Source organism: Armatimonadota bacterium, from assembly GCA_023511795.1.
GTDB lineage: Bacteria > Armatimonadota > UBA5829 > DTJY01 > DTJY01 > JAIMAU01.
Window position 1 is genome coordinate 1 of record JAIMAU010000027.1, and the last position, 19,944, is coordinate 19,944.

The 19,944-nt window shown below is 48.4% G+C and carries 17 protein-coding genes and 1 rRNA gene; 9 read left to right on the forward strand and 9 right to left on the reverse strand.

The window, feature by feature from the left end; all coding sequences use genetic code 11:
• Window positions 1-952 (reverse strand): 16S ribosomal RNA (locus K6T99_12565); the annotation flags it as partial.
• 556 nt (window positions 953-1,508) lie between these two features.
• Between K6T99_12565 and K6T99_12570 the strand changes: the two genes are divergently transcribed.
• A complete protein-coding gene (locus K6T99_12570; GenBank protein MCL6520652.1) occupies window positions 1,509-2,990 on the forward strand; it encodes a rhamnulokinase in 1,482 nt (493 codons plus the stop codon).
• A gap of 64 nt (window positions 2,991-3,054) precedes the next feature.
• Here K6T99_12570 and K6T99_12575 read toward each other — a convergent pair whose 3' ends face one another.
• From K6T99_12575 to rpmH, 7 genes are all read right to left on the reverse strand, one after another.
• Window positions 3,055-4,305, reverse strand: coding sequence for a glycoside hydrolase family 55 protein (locus tag K6T99_12575; GenBank protein ID MCL6520653.1), 1,251 nt, complete (start codon window positions 4,303-4,305; stop codon window positions 3,055-3,057).
• 123 nt (window positions 4,306-4,428) lie between these two features.
• Window positions 4,429-5,838 carry a tRNA uridine-5-carboxymethylaminomethyl(34) synthesis GTPase MnmE gene (gene mnmE / locus K6T99_12580; protein ID MCL6520654.1) on the reverse strand — a complete coding sequence of 470 codons (1,410 nt, stop codon included), beginning with the start codon at window positions 5,836-5,838 and terminating at the stop codon, window positions 4,429-4,431.
• Window positions 5,839-5,916: 78 nt separating this feature from the next.
• Window positions 5,917-6,687 (reverse strand): protein jag, encoded by a 771-nt coding sequence (locus tag K6T99_12585; protein ID MCL6520655.1) that lies wholly within the window; start codon window positions 6,685-6,687, stop codon window positions 5,917-5,919.
• A gap of 67 nt (window positions 6,688-6,754) precedes the next feature.
• Complete coding sequence (locus K6T99_12590; GenBank protein MCL6520656.1) at window positions 6,755-7,972, reverse strand: YidC/Oxa1 family membrane protein insertase; 1,218 nt, start codon at window positions 7,970-7,972, stop codon at window positions 6,755-6,757.
• Between the two features lie 63 nt (window positions 7,973-8,035).
• Window positions 8,036-8,242 (reverse strand): membrane protein insertion efficiency factor YidD, encoded by a 207-nt coding sequence (gene yidD, locus K6T99_12595; protein MCL6520657.1) that lies wholly within the window; start codon window positions 8,240-8,242, stop codon window positions 8,036-8,038.
• A gap of 13 nt (window positions 8,243-8,255) precedes the next feature.
• On the reverse strand, window positions 8,256-8,609 hold the full coding sequence (rnpA, locus tag K6T99_12600; protein MCL6520658.1) for a ribonuclease P protein component: 354 nt from the start codon (window positions 8,607-8,609) through the stop codon (window positions 8,256-8,258).
• A gap of 31 nt (window positions 8,610-8,640) precedes the next feature.
• Entirely contained in the window at window positions 8,641-8,775 is a 135-nt protein-coding gene (rpmH, locus tag K6T99_12605; protein MCL6520659.1) for a 50S ribosomal protein L34, read from the reverse strand.
• A gap of 198 nt (window positions 8,776-8,973) precedes the next feature.
• Between rpmH and dnaA the strand changes: the two genes are divergently transcribed.
• From dnaA to K6T99_12645, 8 genes are all read left to right on the forward strand, one after another.
• Window positions 8,974-10,362: a chromosomal replication initiator protein DnaA gene (gene dnaA, locus K6T99_12610; GenBank protein MCL6520660.1), complete on the forward strand. Its 1,389-nt coding sequence runs from the start codon at window positions 8,974-8,976 to the stop codon at window positions 10,360-10,362.
• Window positions 10,363-10,635: 273 nt separating this feature from the next.
• Window positions 10,636-11,760: a DNA replication/repair protein RecF gene (recF, locus tag K6T99_12615; protein ID MCL6520661.1), complete on the forward strand. Its 1,125-nt coding sequence runs from the start codon at window positions 10,636-10,638 to the stop codon at window positions 11,758-11,760.
• A complete protein-coding gene (locus K6T99_12620) occupies window positions 11,750-12,319 on the forward strand; it encodes a DUF721 domain-containing protein (protein MCL6520662.1) in 570 nt (189 codons plus the stop codon). Before recF ends, K6T99_12620 begins: the two co-directional genes overlap by 11 nt.
• A 79-nt stretch (window positions 12,320-12,398) precedes the next feature.
• Complete coding sequence (locus K6T99_12625) at window positions 12,399-13,616, forward strand: glycosyltransferase family 4 protein (protein MCL6520663.1); 1,218 nt, start codon at window positions 12,399-12,401, stop codon at window positions 13,614-13,616.
• Window positions 13,609-15,069, forward strand: coding sequence for an RtcB family protein (locus K6T99_12630; GenBank protein MCL6520664.1), 1,461 nt, complete (start codon window positions 13,609-13,611; stop codon window positions 15,067-15,069). The genes K6T99_12625 and K6T99_12630 overlap by 8 nt, the downstream gene beginning before the upstream one ends.
• Window positions 15,070-15,121: 52 nt before the next feature.
• A complete protein-coding gene (locus K6T99_12635) occupies window positions 15,122-16,171 on the forward strand; it encodes a Gfo/Idh/MocA family oxidoreductase (GenBank protein ID MCL6520665.1) in 1,050 nt (349 codons plus the stop codon).
• 13 nt (window positions 16,172-16,184) lie between these two features.
• Window positions 16,185-17,447, forward strand: coding sequence for an MFS transporter (locus tag K6T99_12640; protein MCL6520666.1), 1,263 nt, complete (start codon window positions 16,185-16,187; stop codon window positions 17,445-17,447).
• 20 nt (window positions 17,448-17,467) lie between these two features.
• Window positions 17,468-18,472 (forward strand): sodium:calcium antiporter, encoded by a 1,005-nt coding sequence (locus K6T99_12645; protein MCL6520667.1) that lies wholly within the window; start codon window positions 17,468-17,470, stop codon window positions 18,470-18,472.
• A 179-nt stretch (window positions 18,473-18,651) separates the two neighbouring features.
• Here the strand turns inward: K6T99_12645 and K6T99_12650 are convergent, their stop codons facing one another.
• Window positions 18,652-19,503, reverse strand: coding sequence for a N(4)-(beta-N-acetylglucosaminyl)-L-asparaginase (locus K6T99_12650; protein MCL6520668.1), 852 nt, complete (start codon window positions 19,501-19,503; stop codon window positions 18,652-18,654).
• Window positions 19,504-19,944 lie beyond the last annotated feature (441 nt).

Below are 19,944 nucleotides of genomic sequence, written 5' to 3' on the forward strand. Positions count from 1 at the left end.
CCACATGCTCCACCGCTTGTGCGGGCCCCCGTCAATTCCTTTGAGTTTCAACCTTGCGGCCGTACTCCCCAGGCGGGACACTTAATGCGTTAGCTACGGCACTAGAGGGGTCGATACCTCTAACACCTAGTGTCCATCGTTTACGGCTAGGACTACCGGGGTATCTAATCCCGTTCGCTCCCCTAGCTTTCGCGTCTCAGCGTCAGTACTGGGCCAGAGAGCCGCCTTCGCCACGGGTGTTCCTCCTGATATCTACGCATTCCACCGCTACACCAGGAATTCCACTCTCCTCTCCCAGACTCCAGCCCTCCAGTTTCAGATGCAGTTCTGCAGTTGAGCTGCAGGATTTCACATCTGACTTAAAGAGCCGCCTACACGCGCTTTACGCCCAGTGAATTCGGACAACGCTCGCCCCCTACGTATTACCGCGGCTGCTGGCACGTAGTTAGCCGGGGCTTTCTCTGCGGGTACCGTCACTTTCTTCGTCCCCGCAGGACAGAGCTTTACATCCCGAAGGACTTCATCGCTCACGCGGCGTCGCTGCGTCAGGCTTTCGCCCATTGCGCAAGATTCCTAATTGCTGCCCCCCGTAGGAGTCTGGGCCGTGTCTCAGTCCCAATCCGGCTGACCATCCTCTCAGACCAGCTACCCGTCGTCGCCTTGGTAGGCCGTTACCCTACCAACTAGCTGATAGGCCGCAAGCCCATCCTGAAGCGCATTGCTGCTTTACTCCACACGGCATGCGCCGCGCGGAGCACATGCGGTATTACTCCGCCTTTCGGCGGGCTATCCCCCACTTCAGGGCAGGTTGCTTACGTGTTACGCGACCGTTCGCCGCTAGAGCCCGCAAGTCCTCTGCCGAAGCTTCGGACAGCGCGAACTCCCGCTCGACTTGCATTTCTTAGGCACGCCGCAAGCGTTCGTCCTGAGCCAGGATCAAACTCTCCATTAAAAACTCGAAAAACTGAATACTCATCCACCAGAGAACGTCCCTGTGGGACTATTCCTTAGAGGAAAGCATCCAGTTTTGCTTTCATAAGAGATTTTGCGTTCGACACCGATTGCTCGGAGTCTACCTAGTTGAAACTCACCTGGCTAACGTCGTTCACTGACGTTCGGCTCCGCTTGCACTATTCAGTTGTCAAGGACCCTGAGGGGCTTCCGCCCCAGGCGCAACATATAATATACCACGCCATTCTCAAAGTGTCAACAACTTTTTTCGGAAATTTTCGAAAATTTCTTCAGTTCTTTGCCGGCTTATTGAATACCCCTTCCGGCGAGATATAATCTTATCAGAGAGTTGCGCGTGCTGTCAATACCTTTAGAAATATTCGCGAAAAATTGTTGGCAGTAAATCGGGGTTTTCAGTTAAATCTACGCTTCGCAATTTTTAAGCCCTTAGCATTCCCGCATGCCCTCTTTTAATATTCCACATAATAGTTGATTGCTAAACCCCAATTTGATAGAATCCACACAGCGCTCATTTGCAACACTCTAGGAGGAGAATAATGGCAGAGGAGCTCAAATTTCTTGCATGCGACCTGGGAGCCGAAAGCGGACGCGTCGTGCTTGGCCGCCTCTCTAATGAATACCTGCGACTATCAGAAATACACAGATTTCCAAACATCGGAGTTAAAGTCGGGACAAGTCTTTATTGGGATATCCTCCGTCTCTTTGATGAAATGAAAAATGGTATGCGTTTGGCAGGTCTAGAATATGGGACGGATATTGCAAGCGTCGGCATCGACACGTGGGGCGTAGACTTTGGGCTTCTGGGACCCAATGATGTTCTGCTTGAAATCCCTCACTGCTACCGCGACCCCCGGATTGATGGGATGATGGAAGAAGTCTTTACCATTATCCCCCGATCGGAAATCTATAACCAAACAGGCATCCAGTTTATGCCTCTTAACACACTATACCAGCTTTACTCCATACGCAAGCATAACCCTTGGATGCTAAACATTGCCAGAACTCTCCTGATGATGCCAGATCTTTTCAACTTTTGGTTCACAGGGGTTAGGGTTTGCGAATTCACCGAGGCCACAACAACTCAATTCTACAACCCACAAAAAGGAGAGTGGGCAAAGCCACTGCTCGAACGCCTCGGCATTCCAACTCACTTCCTTGTGGACATATGCCCGCCGGGTACCATCCTTGGAAAACTTCGCCCATCGGTTTCCGAAGAGATTGGTCTACCAGACATCCAGCTTATTGCTCCAGCGACGCACGACACCGGCTCGGCTGTTGCCGCAGTCCCAGCAAAAGGTAAGAATCACGTATATATCAGTTCAGGCACATGGTCACTAATGGGTGTCGAGGCTCCAGAACCGATTATAAACGACCGCGCGCTCGAGCTGAACTTCACCAATGAAGGCGGCGTGGCAGGAACGTATCGCTTCCTTAGAAATATTATGGGCCTGTGGTTAGTCCAGGAATGCCGGAGAACCTGGGCACAGGCAGGCAACGAATATTCCTACGCCGAACTTACCGATCTTGCCGCAAAGGCTGAGCCATTCAAGTACCTGGTTGACCCAGATGATGTGTCGTTCCTCCATCCTGGCGATATGCCAGCCAAAATTTGTGAGTTTTGCCGAAAAACCAACCAGCCCGAACCGGAAACTGTTGGGGCAACAGTTCGGTGTGCACTCGATAGCCTAGCGCTTAAATATCGCTGGGTTTTAGAGGGTCTTGAATCTCTGATGCACACACACCTCGAGCCGATCCATATTGTCGGTGGGGGCACGCAAAATAAGCTCCTATGCCAACTAGCTGCTAATGTAACAGGCAGACCGGTTGTTGCAGGGCCAGTTGAGGCTACGGCCGTGGGCAACATTCTTATTCAGGCTCTTGCCCTTGGTTATATCGGAACATTGGAGGAGGGTCGCGAAATCGTTCGCAAATCGTTTGAAGTAATTACTTATGAGCCGCAACCAGACGATCGAATCGAAACCGCTTACGAAAGATTCAAAAAACTTCTCTCACGGTAAAGAAGGAGAAGGGGTACGCAAGATATTTAAGGCGTACCCCTTCTCCTCAATTTTTCATCTGCCCTTATTCTTCCACGTTTAGGCCTATCTCGACTTTGCCTTTACTTTGATTGTCAATTTTCATCCCGCCGCGAAAGCGGTTGCCCATAATAACAGTAGCTTTCGAGCTTGTGCCGAGCGCTATCTGCTTCTTTCCTTCATCCATAAAATCACAACTTGACACCGTAAGGCCATTTCCTTCCGCCATTATACAAGGGTCACCCTTGCCGCCTTGGTCCCATCCGTTGAAATGGCACTCATTAAAGAACACATGCCCGGAACCTCTAATCGTTGCATGGGTTGTGGTAGTGGGGATACCCCAGAATCCGCAGTTATTGAACTTTACAGGTCCGGTGTTTGTCTCCCTAACTTCAACATGGGACATAAATTGGCAATTTGTGAAGACAATTCCCGCATGAGCCTGGCAATTCTCTACTAGGACAGCAGTCGGGCCTATATCCGAACCCGAAGTATTTATAACTACGTTGCCGGGGCCATGTCCAAAATCGCCAAATTGGAAGCCTACTTTGTACCAGATGGCAAAACAGTTGCTTACGTATTCCCAATCCGTTCGGCCGAAAATAAAAGCCGTTGCCTGGCTTGTAAGGAATTTCTGCATCTCCTCATCTGCCTTCCAGAAAGGCCAGAGATGCACATCTTCAATCCGCCCAACATCATAGCACTGGTCAACAAATATACCTTTGTGAAGTGGATGTGCATAAAGCCCCTTGATAAAATGGCGCCCACACGGAGCAGTGCCAAAATCCACCGCTTGCCATGGGTTTACTAAAAGCACATTAATAATTGAGCAATTATCGCCTGCACCGCCGATACACCAAGGATACGGCACAGGATTGCTCTTGTCTTGCTCGGGATAAAAGATAGTAAGCCCTTTCACACAAGAATTGGTCCGCAGTAATATAAAGGGGTTCCCACTGCTTTTTCCCCTCCCCTCAACCGCCAGAAGAGTACTTCCCTCGTTAATGCCCTTGGTGGTTGGCGCTTGAAAGACACCCATCAAGGTCACTGCTTCGGGAATTTCTAAATGACCTTTTATCAAATATTTGCCGGTCGGAACAAAGACTATTCCGCCGCCATCTTTACCTGCAGCATCAAGCGCCTTCTGAAACGCTGCCGTGTCGTCAGTCTGCCCATCTCCCTTTGCCCCAAACGAGGTAACAGAGTAGACTCCTTTTTGCCCAATGAGGGCATCTCCTGCATGTAAGGGCACACAACAGATTAGCAATGCAATCAGCACAATTATAAAATTGTACACATTCCGCCTCCGCCAGGTTAATTTGCATACAGGATAGAAAGAAGAAGGCTACTTGTCAAGCAAGGGGTACTCTAAGTTCGATAGAGAATGCCTAAAGAGCTTCGGGGGATGTTTCTGGGGAACCTATTTGCCTATGCAAAATTCGCTGAATATCCTGTCTATCACATCTTCTGTGACGGTCTCGCCCGTGATCTTGCCAAGAGACTCCGCAGCTGCTTTGAGATCGATGCTAATGCAGTCGACGGGCATCTCGGATTGAGATGTACGAACGGCTTCTTGGAGAGAAACTAGGGCTTCTTCGAGGGCTTGGCGATGGCGAATATTGCTAACCACAGTACCCGATGAACGTGATACAACTCCTGACAAGACCTTCTCGGCGATGAGGTCCTCAAGGTCGCTGATACCTTGGTCCGATGGAGCAGCGGTTTTAACAATGCTTGGCTCGCATCCAATTTCATCGCAAATCCAATTTTTTATCAAGCAAACAATCTCGTCTACCCTAGCCGCCCGAATTAAATCGACTTTATTCAGGACAATTATGATCTTCTTATCGGATATATCTCTCAGCAGTTCCTTGTCGTCATCAGTAAAGCCTTCACTTGCATCGATGACCGCTAGCACTAGGTCTGCTTCTTCAATTTTCTTCCGCGTAAGTTCCACCCCTATTTGCTCAACAATGTCTTCGGTGGTCCTAACACCAGCTGTGTCTATGGCTCGCACAGGTATTCCTCTGATGTTTACGCTCTCCTCAATAACATCTCGGGTTGTGCCTGGGAGAGGTGTTACAATTGCTCGTGTATCGCGAAGGATAGCATTGAGAATGCTGGATTTGCCGACATTCGGGCGGCCGACTATAACCGCCCGAATTCCCTCACGGTAAACCCTTCCGCACTCTGCGGTTTCGAGCAAACGGCGGACTTTCTCCAGTGTGTCGCGCAGAGATTCTCTAAGTGCCTGCATATCTACTTCGCCGACCTCTTCTGGGAAGTCGATGCTCGCCTCAATATTCGCCATCATGGCAACAAGGCTGTCGCGGAGCTTACGAATTTCGCCCGAAAGCCGCCCATCAAGCTGGCCTCTTGCAATACGCATTGCCTCATCTGTTTGCGAGCGAATAATGTCGAGAACAGCTTCTGCCTGCGCCAAATCGAGACGGCCGTTCAAAAACGCGCGCTTTGTGAACTCTCCCGGCTCGGCGAGTCTAGCGCCAGCCTGGAGGGCAGCAGTGAGAACTCTCCGCAAGGGTACTATGCCACCATGGCAGCTTATCTCCACAGAATCCTCGCCCGTATAACTCCTCGGCGCGCGAAACACTGTAAGAATTCCATCATCTATCCGCTCGCAGGATACAGGGTCTTCGATATATCCATAATGAGCCGTGTGCGTTGGAAGGCCGTGGACATGCACGCCCGATGCTGGATGAAAAATTTCGCCAGCCACTGTAAAGGCATCGCGTCCGCTAATCCGAATCACTCCTATGCCCGACTCGCCAATTGGAGTAGCTATTGCTACTATCGTGTCGTCAATGCTCATACTACCACAAAAATTAAACAACCCAGGCCGCGCCTGGGTTGGTCTAAGTTTTCTTATTAGCGGCCTCGCCAAATATCCCTACTTCCTTGGAGAGATTACTATCCTCCTGTTTGGTTCCTCCCCTTCACTGTAGGTATATACATCAGGATCATTTACAAGAGTAAGGTGGATTATTCTTCTCTCGCTTGCTTGCAGCGCCTCGAGAACCGCCTCTTGGCCTGATTCTTTGACTTTTTTGGCAAGGAAAAGCGCCTGGTTTCTCAAGGCCTCCTCCCGCCGTGAACGATATCCTTCTGCATCTACAATTATCCGAACCTTGTGTTGCAACTGCTTGTTAGTAATCACTCCAACCAAATATTGTATCGCATTTATCGTCTGACCATGCTTGCCAATAAGCATCCCTACGTCGCCGCCGGTCATATTCAAAACTACCTGCCCATCTGTGCTTTTGACCTCTGCCTTCAAGTTGTTTCCGATGCCGTCGAGGATATGCTGAAGCACATCCACAGCTTTCTCTGCTGCCAGCGCGATGGCATTAGCAGGCGGTGGTTCGGCTTGCTCCATGGCGCTAGGGATACTTTCCGTCGTAATCATTACCCCTTCATTTTCCTCAGCCCTATGCGATGACACCGGAGCTGAAGATGCCTCAGCTATGGTGCTTTCTTTCAACGCTACTTGAGGCTTCAACGTCACTCTAACCTTCGCAGGGGACTGGCCGATTCCAAGAAAGCCCCTAGTCCCTTCGTCAAGTATCTCAATATCAACTTCTTCCTCGGTGACTCCTAGAGCCTTGAGGGCAAGCTCAGTCGCTTCCTCAACTGTTTTTCCTGTCTGTTCAATGCTGGTCATATTTGGTGTTACCCCCTGACAATCACTAAAGAGGGGTCCCTCCCTCATCTTGGAACCCCCTTTGAACTCACGTGGTAAAAGCTGGCAGAATTCCTCCAACGGGCAGTCTGTCGCAATGCCTCCTTCGCCTTGAAGGTCGCGACCGTGCCCTGCGGACTCTTGTTGGGAGCTCAACTTGCTGTGTCCCAGCGATCCCCGAAGGTGGCTGTGGCCCCTCCTCCGGACTGGTCCCTTTTAGCACCATCACCTGCTGCGCTGTGGACACGATGTTGAAAATCAACCAATACAGCATAAAGGCTGAAGGAAAACTATAGAATAGGAAGCCAAACATGAGGGGCATCACTATTGCCATTATTTTTTGTTGCTCAGCCTGAGTAGGGTCTACCACGGTTAAGCGCTGAGAGATAAACATGCTTATTACGTAAAGGATAACCAGCGGGATATCCGGTTCTGAAAGGTTACCTCCCACTATTGCAGGATATTTCTCAGCTAATCTGCTGCCAATCCACAAAAACTTACCTTGGGCAAATTGGTATTGGTACAACCGAACCATATAATATAAAACCCATAACACTGGGAGTTGTACCAGCAAGGGTAGACAGCTTGCAAATGGATTAACACCTTGCTCCCTATACAGCGCCATCAGCTTCTCGCCCATTTCCTTTTGATTGTCCTTGTATTTCTCCTGAATTTGCTTCACCATCGGCTGAATGCGCTGCATTTGCTTCATGCTCCTGAACTGGGCATGACTGAGCGGCCAAGTAATTACCTTGAAGATTACTGTAATAATTAGGAGCGCCAAGGCATAACTATAGTTCGGATTCCTTCCTGTTAAACCAACAAAGAAATCAATGATTTTGTATAGAGTGTGCTTAGAGTTCCTTTTATCGTATTCCTTTTCCAGCTTAGCAAGCCGCCTCTGCCCCTCTGCTGCCGCTCGCGATTTATCCGGCGAAAAACGATCCAAGAGCTTATTATAAGTGCTAATAGCTTGGTGCTCATCGCCAAGCTTTGTTTCGAGCACTATAGCTTTCTCAAGAAGGGCTTGAGCAGCGTACTCCGTATTACGGTATTCCCTTGAGTTTGCAAGTTGGTCGTAAATCTGCAATGCGGCGCGTAGCTTTTTGGGTTCATTCCCTGCTTCTTTTACGCTTTCCCGCGCCTGCTGCAGCATTATCTCTGGTTTCGGCAACAGTGGAACTTGCCTTTGCTGAAAATACATGAATATCATAAGGCTAACCATCATTATAAGAAGCATCATGGTTAGCCCGGACGATCGCTGCATAATTCCCCCGATTTAATAAAATTAATTTTCTAAAGCTTCAACGGTGGTTTAGAAGTTCGCAAACTAGTCAACTGGGTCGTAGCCCCCAGGATTCCAAGGGTTGCACCTGAGCAGTCTCCAGATGGCTAAAACCATTCCTCGTAATGGGCCGTGTTTCAAAATTGCCTGGGCTGCGTACTCCGAGCAACTAGGTTCAAACCGGCAAGTCCGAGGCTTGAACCTGCTTACTTTCTGATATACCCTAATGAGGAAAACCATAATATACCGCATGATCCCAACAGGCTTAGCTACGCTCCTGCAAAAGGCCTGCCTCCTCAAAAAGTTGTCTTACTGCATCTCTAATTGACCAGAAATTCGCTTCCTTTATCGCAGGCCGACCGACAAGAATCGCATCGAAGCCAGTTTTCTTAATTTCTCCTAATAACGACCGAACAGCTTCTCTGATCTGCCGCTTAACCCTGTTTCTAGCTGCAGAGCTTCCTATCTTCGGGCTTGTCGAAAATCCGAAGCGTGCGGGCTGTGTTTCTTCGCGCCACAAGACACGCAGTACCAGAAGCCGGTTAACATATCCTTTTCCCCGCTTATAGACTACTTCAAAATCTCGACTACTGGTAAGCCTGTGCTCTTTTGGTAGCACTTTTCTGCCTGAGGCGTCCAAAACCACCTAGCTAAACTGTCAATCTATATCTTCCCTTGGCTCGGCGGGCGCGAATCACATTCCTCCCACCAGCACTAGACATTCTTGCTAAAAAACCGTGAACACGGCTACGCCGCCGGTTCTTGGGCTGATATGTCCGCTTCATGGAATTCGTCTACCTCCAATTTGACATATTATAGCACATCACCATTTCCCGTTACAAGTGAAATTTGTCTGCAGTGTTACCACCTCTGCATGTCAAAAAACGTTTGATGGCTCCTTGGCATTCTGGTATAATTACTAGGCCGCTTGCATCAGTCCCGTCAGGGCACGGGGCGCCATCGAACACACCGGAGGCGAAGCCTTGGAAGACCAGCTCCAACTAGGTGAGGACAGTTCGTCGGTTGCTCTCAAATGCGCCTGGGAGAAGAGCCTCTCATTGCTGGAGCCGGAAATAAACCGGCCTACATTCGAAAGCTTTTTCAAAACGGCTCGCCCCGTATCTATCGAAGGATCCACAATCACAATATCCGCCTCGAGCGAACTTGCAAAGATTTTTCTCGAAAAATACCGCGACCTTATAAAAGCCGCTCTTGAAGCAAGCCTCAAAATCGACCTCGAAATAGCTGTGGTTGTGTCTGCAGAGCAAAATCAAGATAAAGAGAAAAAAACAACGCTGAAGCCGCCGCCTAAACCAGAGTCCGCCCTGAGCGCAATTTCTCTCCCACTAAATGAAAAGTACAATTTTTCAAGTTTTATCGTAGGCCCTTGCAACCGCCTGGCGTATGCAGCGGCACTGGCAGTTGCTAAAAAGCCTGGGAGAGCATATAATCCGCTCTTCTTATATGGCGGTCCCGGACTCGGCAAAACGCACCTCCTTCAGGCAATAGGGCACTACGTTTTAGAAAACTGCCCCGGCATGAGAATAGCGTACGTGTCCGGCGAGACATTCACATACCACTACGTCTCAGCGCTCCAAGAGCATCGCTCTGAAGATTTTCGCAGGAAATATCGAAGCGTGGACATCTGGCTCGTGGACGACATCCAGTTCCTCGCTGGAAAGGAAAGAACAAAAGAAGAATTTTTCCACACCTTCAATGCGCTCTACCAAGCAAACAAGCAAGTGGTATTGACAAGCGACAGACCACCAAAAGATATAAACCCTTTAGAGGAACGCCTTAGGTCAAGGTTCGAAGCAGGCCTTGTCGTGGATGTTGCTCCCCCCGATCTCGAGACAAGAATTGCAATCCTCAAAGATCGCGCTGCTGCTGAAAATGCAAACCTGCCGCCTGAAGTAATCGAGCGCATCGCAGAGCTCATAAAGACAAATGTTCGCGCCCTTGAAGGAGCACTTATTACTTTAATAGCACACTCTTCCCTAATGAAACGAACGCTTACTCCAGAGCTAGCCGATGAAATTCTAAGCCGCTACATGATAGATAAGAAGTTTGCCGAAATAACACCCGACGCAATTCAGCGCTCAGTAGCCCGCGCTTTCGGCGTGGAAGCAGATGACCTCCGAGGCAAGAAGAAAACAAAGGAGCTAGCTCTAGCTAGGCATGTGGCGATGTATATATGTAGAGAGCTCACTTCACAGCCGCTTTCAATGATAGGAAGAGCATTCGGCGGTCGAGACCACACATCAGTGCTTTATGCGTCATCAAGAATAGATGCGCTGTTAAAGCACGACTCTTCTCTTCGCCAGACAGTAGATAAATTATTGGAGGAACTTCGCCCGACATCCTGTGGATAACCCCCTGAAAAGCAGTGAAGAACGTCTATTTTAAATTGGCTGGTGGAAAATCCGCCATTTTTATAAAGTTGCTAACAAGTTGTGCACATAGTTTTCCCCATGTTGTTACCAACAAAGCTGTATCTCCCACCATCTAGTCCGCTCGCCTGCGGTGACTTACTAACATTTTTCATAAGGTGTATAATAAGGAGTGAAAAGTATCAAATTAAAAGTTTTTTGTAAGCAAAAAGACGCTGTGAGAAATTAATCGAGACCCGTTCCTAACTTCCTAGAATGTACATAGACGAACTAACGCTCCGCAACTTCAGAAACTATTCGGAATGCCTTCTGCATCCTAGTCCTGGGTTGAATATTTTGGTCGGCAGAAATGCGCAGGGAAAGACAAGTTTGCTTGAGGCAGTGTACCTGCTTGCAATGACAAAATCTTGGCGGGCGGGACGGGATTGTGAAATGATTAATTGGGATGCGGATATGGCATGCGTTTCTGCGAAGCTTGTCCGTGAAAAGAGAAGCAATATAGACGTAGAAGTTCTACTTAGCCGCTCAGGAAAAAAGCGCATAACAATCAATACCATCCCCCAGAACCGTCTGGCTGATGTTCTTGGACAACTAAATATTGTGTTTATTAGTCCAAGAGACGAGGAGATAGTCACAGGAGAGCCAAGCGAGAGAAGGAAGTTCTTGAACCTTGAAATAAGCCAGGTCCAGCCTCAATATTGCCATTTACTTATTGGATACCGCCGGGTGTTGGAACAAAGAAATAAGCTATTGAAAGAACTGGAGAAGCGCAAAACGGGAAGCGATGTACTAAAGGTTCTTGATGAACAATTGGTTGACTATGGCTCAAAGATTCTCGAAAGAAGATTGGCTTTTGTAGACAGACTTGCAAAGATTTCCGAAATTGTTCATTACCAGCTAACTGATTCAAAGGAGACACTCGGTATAAGATACGTTTCCAGTATCGGAATCGAGGAGATTGCAGATGTTGGAGGTATTGCGCGAAAATACGAAGAAACATTAGAATCGCATCGAGCCGATGAAATAAGGAGGGGTATTAGCCTTTTTGGGCCGCACAGGGATGATTTAACTATTACCATTAACAATATAGATGCAAGAACATACGGCTCGCATGGACAGCAAAGAACAGTTGCGCTTAGTTTGCGACTTGCAGAGCTTGAGTTGATTGAAGAGTTAATGAAAGAGACACCCGTAGTACTCTTTGATGACGTAATGGCCGATCTTGATGAGGAGCGAAGGGAGCATGTGATTAATGCTATACTTGGTGGTCGCCAGTCGTTCGTAACCACGACAACACTCTCGCTCTTCGATGAAAAGTTGTTGGAAGAAGGAACGGTTTTTAGAGTATCTGGTGGTGAGGTAAAGAAGGATGAGGCGTAAGGCTCCTCCCTACACTCTCGCTGATCTTGTTGGGAGTTCGCTGTCGGCTCTTGGTTTGGAGCAGAAGATTAGGGAGCAAACGGCTATTATATTATGGAATGACCTCGTGGGCGAACAAGTTGCTGGTGCCGCACAACCAGAGTTTGTTCGCAATGGCATATTGTTCGTGGTAGTGAAAAATGCCGTTTGGGCAAATGAACTTGGCTTTTACAAACGCGACATCATTAGTAGAATTAACAAGCGGCTAAAAAAGTCTGCCATAAGAGACATAGTCTTCAGGGTAGGAAGCCTACCATCTCCAAGAGGTTTGAAGGTAAACAGCAGAGCGAAATGCGGGGACATAGAAGGTATTTCCCTCTCAGACGAGGAAATTGAGCAAGTAGAGTCAATTGCAAGGACTGTGAACGACCCTCGGTTGTTTAACTCATTGCGAGGATTGTTGATTACGGTACTGCGCCAAGAAAAGTGGAAGAAGGAGAACGGATGGAAGCGCTGCAGTAAATGTGGCGCGCTCCACAACGGGCAGTGTTCGGTTTGTTCGTTGTGTCGAATAAAATAGGCCAAAGAAGGGCTGCAAAGTTGCGGCCTTTAATCTCAAAAGAACTGATTTTTTCACCTTTTGTAAGGAGATTCGTTAAATGCGAGTATTGATGTTGTCTTGGGAGTACCCACCCAGAATAGTAGGGGGCATCTCCAGGCATGTATATGATCTAAGCTGCGCCCTAGCGGAAAGAGGTGTAAACGTAGAAGTGATAACCTGCGAGCATCCAGGTGCGCCGCCAGAAGAATCTGATGGCAATTTGAGTATCTATCGTGTCCCTGTTGCGCCTGGCAATGACTTCGTACATTGGGTTCACAATCTTAATGCTGCCACTGAAGTAAAGGCGCAAGATATATTAGAGGCCTTCAAAGATAAGAATGGGGGCTGGGCTGAGCCGATTGTTATCCACGCACATGATTGGCTCTCGGAATTCGCAGCAAAGGGCATCAAGCATAAATACCACCTCCCAATGGTAGCCACTGTTCATGCAACCGAGCATGGACGAAATCAAGGGATACACAATGACCTGCAACGGTATATTAGCGGTGTCGAATGGGAGCTGTGCTATGAAGCGTGGCGCGTGATTTGCTGTAGCCATTACATGAAAGAGGAAATATCTTCCGTGCTCGGTGTGCCATATGATAAACTAGATGTTATTCCAAATGGTGTAAATCCAAAAAAGTTCGAGTTTGATTTTAACCGAGAAGAGTTCAGAAGTTGGTTTGCAATGCCAAATGAGAAGATTGTATTCTTTGTTGGACGCATGGTTCGCGAAAAAGGGGCACATGTGCTGATTCAGGCTATCCCGGAGATCCTTTCTGCGTACCAGGATGTGAAGTTTGTGATAGTAGGCGGAGGCGACAAATCGCACTTGGTAAAACTTGCTGAGGACTTAGGTGTCTCACACAAGGTGTTCTTCACGGGTTATGTTGATGATGATACCTTGCTTAAGCTTTATAAGGTGATAGATGTAGCGGTATATCCAAGCCTTTACGAGCCATTCGGCATCGTGGCTTTAGAAGCGATGGTGGCGAAGGTTCCAACGGTCGTTTCGGACGTAGGCGGCCTTAGGGAGGTCGTTGATCATGGGGTAACAGGGCTTACCGCATGGGCGGACAATCCTGAATCGCTGGCTTGGGCAATTCTGCAAATTTTGAGGAACCCATACACAGCGAAAATGATGGCCGAAAATGCGCATCGTAAAGTGATGGAAACATTTAATTGGGGCAGAATTGCTGAGCAGACTGCCGGCGTTTACGAGCGCGTTTGGTCTGAGTATCTGGATAGCGACTGGGGGTGTGGAAAATATGCCTGAAAAATGGAATGGCCCTCTTAAGAATGTTGGCAAGTATCGCTGGCTAATACCGAAGTCTTATAAGCCGGGCATGAGGACGGATGGTCTGATTTTTGCAAGCGACAAGCTTTTAGAGAAGATACGCGAGGATCAGGCTCCTGAGCAGGTAGCAAATGTTGCCTTTTTGCCTGGGATTCAAGGCAAATCGCTTGCAATGCCTGACATCCATTGGGGATACGGATTCCCAATCGGCGGAGTAGCCGCAATGTCGGTCGAAGATGGGGTTATCTCGCCAGGCGGGGTTGGCTATGATATTAATTGTGGAGTTAGGCTTCTGAGGACCGACCTGGAGCGCAAGGATGTCGAGCCCAAGATGCAGGAAATAATTGACGCCCTCTTTCGGGATATCCCTTCAGGTGTTGGAAGCGAGGGGCGTATTCGCCTGAATGAGCAGGAGCTCAGAGAGGTAATGAAAAAAGGAGCAAAGTGGGCGGTAGACCGAGGCTATGGTTGGCATGAGGATATAGAAGTTACTGAGGAAAACGGCTGTCTTGAAGGAGCTGACCCTTCTGCTGTAAGCGACAAGGCAATAAAGCGTGGCAGACCGCAAATTGGCACACTAGGCAGCGGCAATCATTTCCTTGAGATTCAAGTGGTTGATGAGATATACGAGCCCGAGATTGCTCGCATATTTGGCATAGACCACGAGGGCCAGGTGACAGTGATGATCCACAGTGGCTCAAGGGGATTGGGCTACCAAATATGTGACGACTACTTGGTCGTGATGCAGCAAGCTATGCGAAAGTATAGCATAAGCGTGCCCGACCGGCAGCTTGCATGTGCACCAGTAAGGTCGCCGGAAGGGCAAAGATATTTCGCCGCAATGGCTTGTGCCGCGAACTACGCCTGGGCTAATCGTCAGGCTATGGCTCACTGGACCCGGGAAGCATTCTCCCACGTTTTCGGCAAAGGACCTCAAGGGCTTGGCATGCGCCAGGTATATGATGTAGCACATAACATTGCTAAGTTTGAGGAGCATGAAATAGACGGTGTGCGAAAGAAAGTTATCGTCCACAGGAAAGGCGCTACTAGAGCCTTCTCGCCAAATCATCCGGACGTCCCAGATCAATATAAAGCTGTTGGCCAGCCTGTCATCATCCCGGGGGACATGGGCCGCTACTCATTCCTTCTGGTCGGCACTGAACAGGCAATGAAGGAAACGTTTGGCTCAACATGCCATGGGGCTGGGCGCGTGCTCAGCAGGAAGGCAGCCATGAAGGAGTCTCGGGGAGCGGATATCCAGCAGGAACTTTCGGAGAAAGGTATTGTTGTCAAGGCGGCGAGCCGTGGAACTCTTGCAGAAGAGGCTCCGGAGGCGTACAAAGATGTCTCGCTCGTTGTTGAAACCGCCCATGAGACAGGCATCTCCCAAAAAGTTGCCCGCATGAGGCCATTGGGAGTTATTAAGGGCTAAAAATATAACTTTTTAAAAGAAATATGGTGTTATATAGAAAGGAGTAAATCAGTTGGCAAGAAAGATAAAGGTTGGGTTAATAGGCACAGGTTCAATCTGTCAAAGTGTTCATATCCCCGCATATCTGAAACATCCCGATGCTGAGATAGTTGCAATATGCGACATTAATCCCGAAACACTTCAAAAGGTCGGCGACCAATTAGGCATTCCTGAGAACAGGCGGTTTCTAAAATATGATGACCTCCTCAAGCTGAAAGAGATTGACATGGTGGATATCTGTACGCCAAACTATGTGCACATGGATCCAACGGTAAAGGCTCTTAAGGCTGGAAAGCATGTCATCTGCGAAAAGCCAATTGCGCTAAATGCAAAGCAGGGAGAGAAAATGGTTGCCGCCGCCAAGGAATCCGGCAAGAAGTTGATGATTGCCTACTGCTGGCGTTGGAATGCTGGTGCCCAGGCACTCAAGCGATTTGCTGATTCTGGGGCACTCGGAGAAACCTATTATGCGCGTGTGCAGGCTCTCCGCAGGCGTGGAGTCCCAAGCTGGGGTGTTTTCATAGACAAGGAGAAACAAGGTGGAGGACCACTAATCGATATTGGCTGCCATGCGCTTGATCTTACTCTGTACCTAATGGGCCACCCAAAGCCGATATTGGCATCGGGAAAGTGCTATACAAAATTTGGTACGAAGAAAGGAACGTTTGGCGTATGGGGTCCGTGGGACTATGATAATTACACCGTTGAGGACTTTGCAGTTGGCCTCGTTAGATTCGAAAACGATGCTACGCTTGTGCTTGAGTCAAGTTTCTGTGCCAACATTGAGAAGGATATTTTCAACGTAACCATACTCGGCACCGAAGGTGGTTGTTCGCTGGACCCCCTGAAAATGTATCGCGAGGAGAATGGCACGCTGATTGATGTTTCACCTGTATTTCTTCCCAAAGTAGGCACCCATGAGGCAGAAATATTTGCGTTTTTGGATGCGATTCAGAATAACAAGCCTTCACCCGTTCCGGGGGAGGAAGGTTTGATGGTGGCAAAGATTTTGGATGCAATCTATAAATCATCCGAACTAGGTAAGGAAGTCCGAATCCCTTAACATGAGGCGATTTTTGGATGGTATTTTGGCGCGGTATGGCAATTATCTAAGTACATACCGCGCTTTAGCCTGTTTAGGCGTGGTCTCGCTTATAGCGGAGTTGGCTTATGCCATTATTAACCAATCCGCAATTCCGCCTTACATTCAGGAAATTGGTCTAACCGCGCATGTCGGGCTAATCTACGCAGTGTTTCTCGGGGTCGAGACAGTGTTCAAATCGCCTTTAGGATCTGTCGGCGACCGCATAGGCAGAAAGCCTTTATTGGTAATAGGTGCACTAGTTTCGTCAGTGACAGCACTTGTCTTTACTTTTGCCCGTGATCTATGGGTGTTGCTGGTCCTCCGATCACTTGATGGACTTGCGGCTGCTGCAATATGGCCGACAGTCACTGCTGCAATGAGCGGTAGCGTAGAATCAAGTCGTCGAACGACAGCTATGAGCGTTATGATTGTAACGTACATCTCCGGGCTTGCGCTTGGGCCTTTAATCGGCGGTTTGGCGAACGACATGACGAACTCGCGCCTAACGTCGTTCTATGTAGTTAGCGGAATGTTTCTTGCAACTGCTTTGATAGCCTTCTTTCTAACGCCATCCCGCTCGAAGGAGGAGATGGACACACCTCACGGCCATGATGCTAGGCAAATGCGCCTGTCGGATCTTATAATAGGATTAACTGCTATCCCTGACATGATATTTCTGGCCCTCCTCGCCTTCTTTGGAATTGGGCTTTTGATACCAATAGCTAAACTTTTTGCAATGAATGAAGTTGGAATGTCCGAGACAAAGTACGGCGGTTTGTTCCTGCCGGTGGCACTTTGCGTTGCGAGCCTAAGTTTATTTTCAGGAAGACTTGGAGACCGGTGGGGGAAGGCTCGGTCAGTTAGATTGGGAATCGCATTAAGTGCCCTTGCGATGTGGGCAATTACTAGTAGCTCAGAAGTTTGGGAGTTTGCTTTGTCAGCGATGTTTCTAGGGGTAGGCTTTGTCATAGCAATGCCAGCGTGGCTCGCTCTGGTCTCCGATATGGCATCTCCTCGCTCGCGGGGCGCAGTAATTGGGGCGCTGGGCACGGCGCAAGGACTTGGGGCAGTGCTGGGAGTAGCATCCGGATCATATTTGTACAAAATGGTGCCCATAAGCTTTGGATTTATATCTTTTGAATCGCATCGAACGCCATTTGTGGTAAGTGCTTTGACACTTTCATTATGCTTCATGCTGGCTCTCATTTTTGTGCGTGATAATGAGGGGCGTCGGATTGGTAATCACGCGAGATAAAAACTTGAGGAAATTGCTGAATGGTAAAGTCTGTAGTTCTTCTCATTATAAGTCTAGGGATCATCCTCCTCGGGGCAGAGCTTTTCACTAATGGGATTGAATGGTTCGGTAAGAAACTTAGGCTGGCTGAGGGGGCAATTGGTAGCGTACTAGCGGCCGTTGGAACTGCGCTACCAGAGACAATGATTCCCATAGTGGCATTCATTCAGGGGCGGGAAAGCCATGAGACCGGAGTTGGTGCTATCGTAGGGGCGCCGCTGATGCTGAGCACCCTGGCTTTCTTTGTAACGGGGACCTCTGTATTTATCTTTGCAGCTTCGCGGAGGCGCGCCATCAGGATGGATGTGGACTATGTTATTATGGGCCGTGACCTGAGGTCGTTTTTCCTTGTCTATGCGCTCGCAATTAGCGCAATGTTCTTGCCAGGAGGAAGGGCGCCTAGGATAGTTGTGGCTTTGTTTCTCATATTAACTTACGCCTATTACGTTCGACAGACGTTCTGTTGTGTGACAAGTCCCAGCACCGAACATGAGCTAGGCCCATTACACTTTCACCGCGAGGCTGAGGTTCCGCGTCTTAGGATTATAGTTTCTCAAGTATTTGTTGCCTTGCTTTGCATTGTTGGCGGTGCAAAGCTTTTTGTTGTTCATCTGGAACCCCTTGCGAGAATGCTTGGAATGCCTGAGCTTGTTCTATCAAGCATCATTGCGCCAATTGCTACGGAGTTGCCAGAGAAGTTTAACTCGATAACCTGGATTCGTCAGAAAAAAGATACCCTCGCTCTCGGGAATATAACAGGCGCCATGGTTTTCCAGAGCAGCATCCCCCCTGCGTTGGGCTTGATATTCACATCATGGGTATTCAATGCTGAAGCGTTAGCCGCTGGATTTATTGCTATTGTGGCGTCAATGTTTGCGTGGGCTGAGTTGACTTGGAAGAAGCGGCTGAGCCCTTATACCCTCTCCGCTGGAATTATATTCTACTTATTTTATATCGGGGTTTATTTCATCTTTTTGTCGAAGTAGTGTCTAGCCCAGTGAGCAAGCCGCTTAAATTCCTCTCCTCAGAAGGTGCATTAGATTTGTCATTAGCTAATTCAGCGCTTAAATCGGGTTTCTGACAGCACTCACTTATGCGAGAAATTCTCATTTGGTGAGAATTAGGCGCGAGACATAAAGGGATTTTTTTGAAAAATCAATTGTTTTTATGCAGGGGGGATTGCCACCAACTCTATTCCTTCTGGTCGTGCGATTGCAACATTGAAGCCTTCGCTACTGGCGGATGCGCCCCAGTTGCCAAGCTTGTCGAGAGCTAATACTGCCACTGTCACATTTCGAAGGTGAGGTTCTTCACTTATGGCCCACTTGATAGTTGAGCAACAGGCAGATGAGGGGTCTTTCCCTTGGCGCATTTCCTCAACTATTCTGAAGCTCATGCAGTAGCGCATGATGTGTTCGCCGACGCCAGTGGCTGCAGCAGCTCCGACGGCTTTATCGCAATAAAGGCCGCTTCCAATAAGGGGAGTGTCTCCAACACGGCCGGGTAGCTTGTATTTGATGCCGCTTGTTGAAGTGCCTACACAGAGGTTGCCGTTCTGATCAAGCGCGATAATGCATACGGTGTCATGGGATTCATTCGGAGCATGAGCACGCTTCCATTCCTTCCATTTTGCTTTCTCGCGCTCGATGAGCAGATTCTGTGGTTTGAACCCTTGTTCGATGGCAAACTTTCGAGCGCCTTCCCCAATAAGCAGGCAGTGAGAAGTTTGCTCCATAACTCGCCGAGCAACGGAAATGGCCTCTTTGATATCTCTCAGCCCAGCTACTGCGCCGTAGCGTCTGCCGTTGCCTAGCATTATTGCGGCATCTAACTCCACAATGCCTTCTGAATTGGGTGCACCGCCAATGCCAACGGAATCAACTTGCAAATCATCCTCGACTTTCCTTATGCCATCCTCAACTGCATCGAGGATTGACTTGCCTTCAAGAAGGCTTTTTATGGTTTCCTGTGCACCTTGTGCGCCAAATTTCCAAGTGGCAATTACTATTGGTTCCAATTATACACTCTTGTTTTGGGCGATTATGGGTTCTGTACAAAATCGGCAGGTAGCTTAATTTTAGTATGATGTAGACATTGAGTACCTAATCTTGCACATGCTGTAGTAATAGTAAAGAATTTTGTGGGCTAATTCAAGAAATTTCTAAAAAATCACCGTAATAGTGCTTGATTGGCATGATTCTTGAAGTGTTTGAAATTGGGTGATTGCAAGAAACTTTTTTCATCGTTTCCTAGATAGCAAGAAAAAATCCTGCTATAGACGCAATGGCAGGATTTTTCTTTTTCTTAAGGCGCTAACCTTAAAAGCTAAAATTGGCATGAATTTTGCAAGTACTTCTACCTGGAAAGCAACATCTTTTTCTCCTTCCTTACTTTTGCCTGCGGAAACGTTTCCGCAGGCTTATTTTTTGTGAAATTATTTTAACCATGAGCAAGGGAT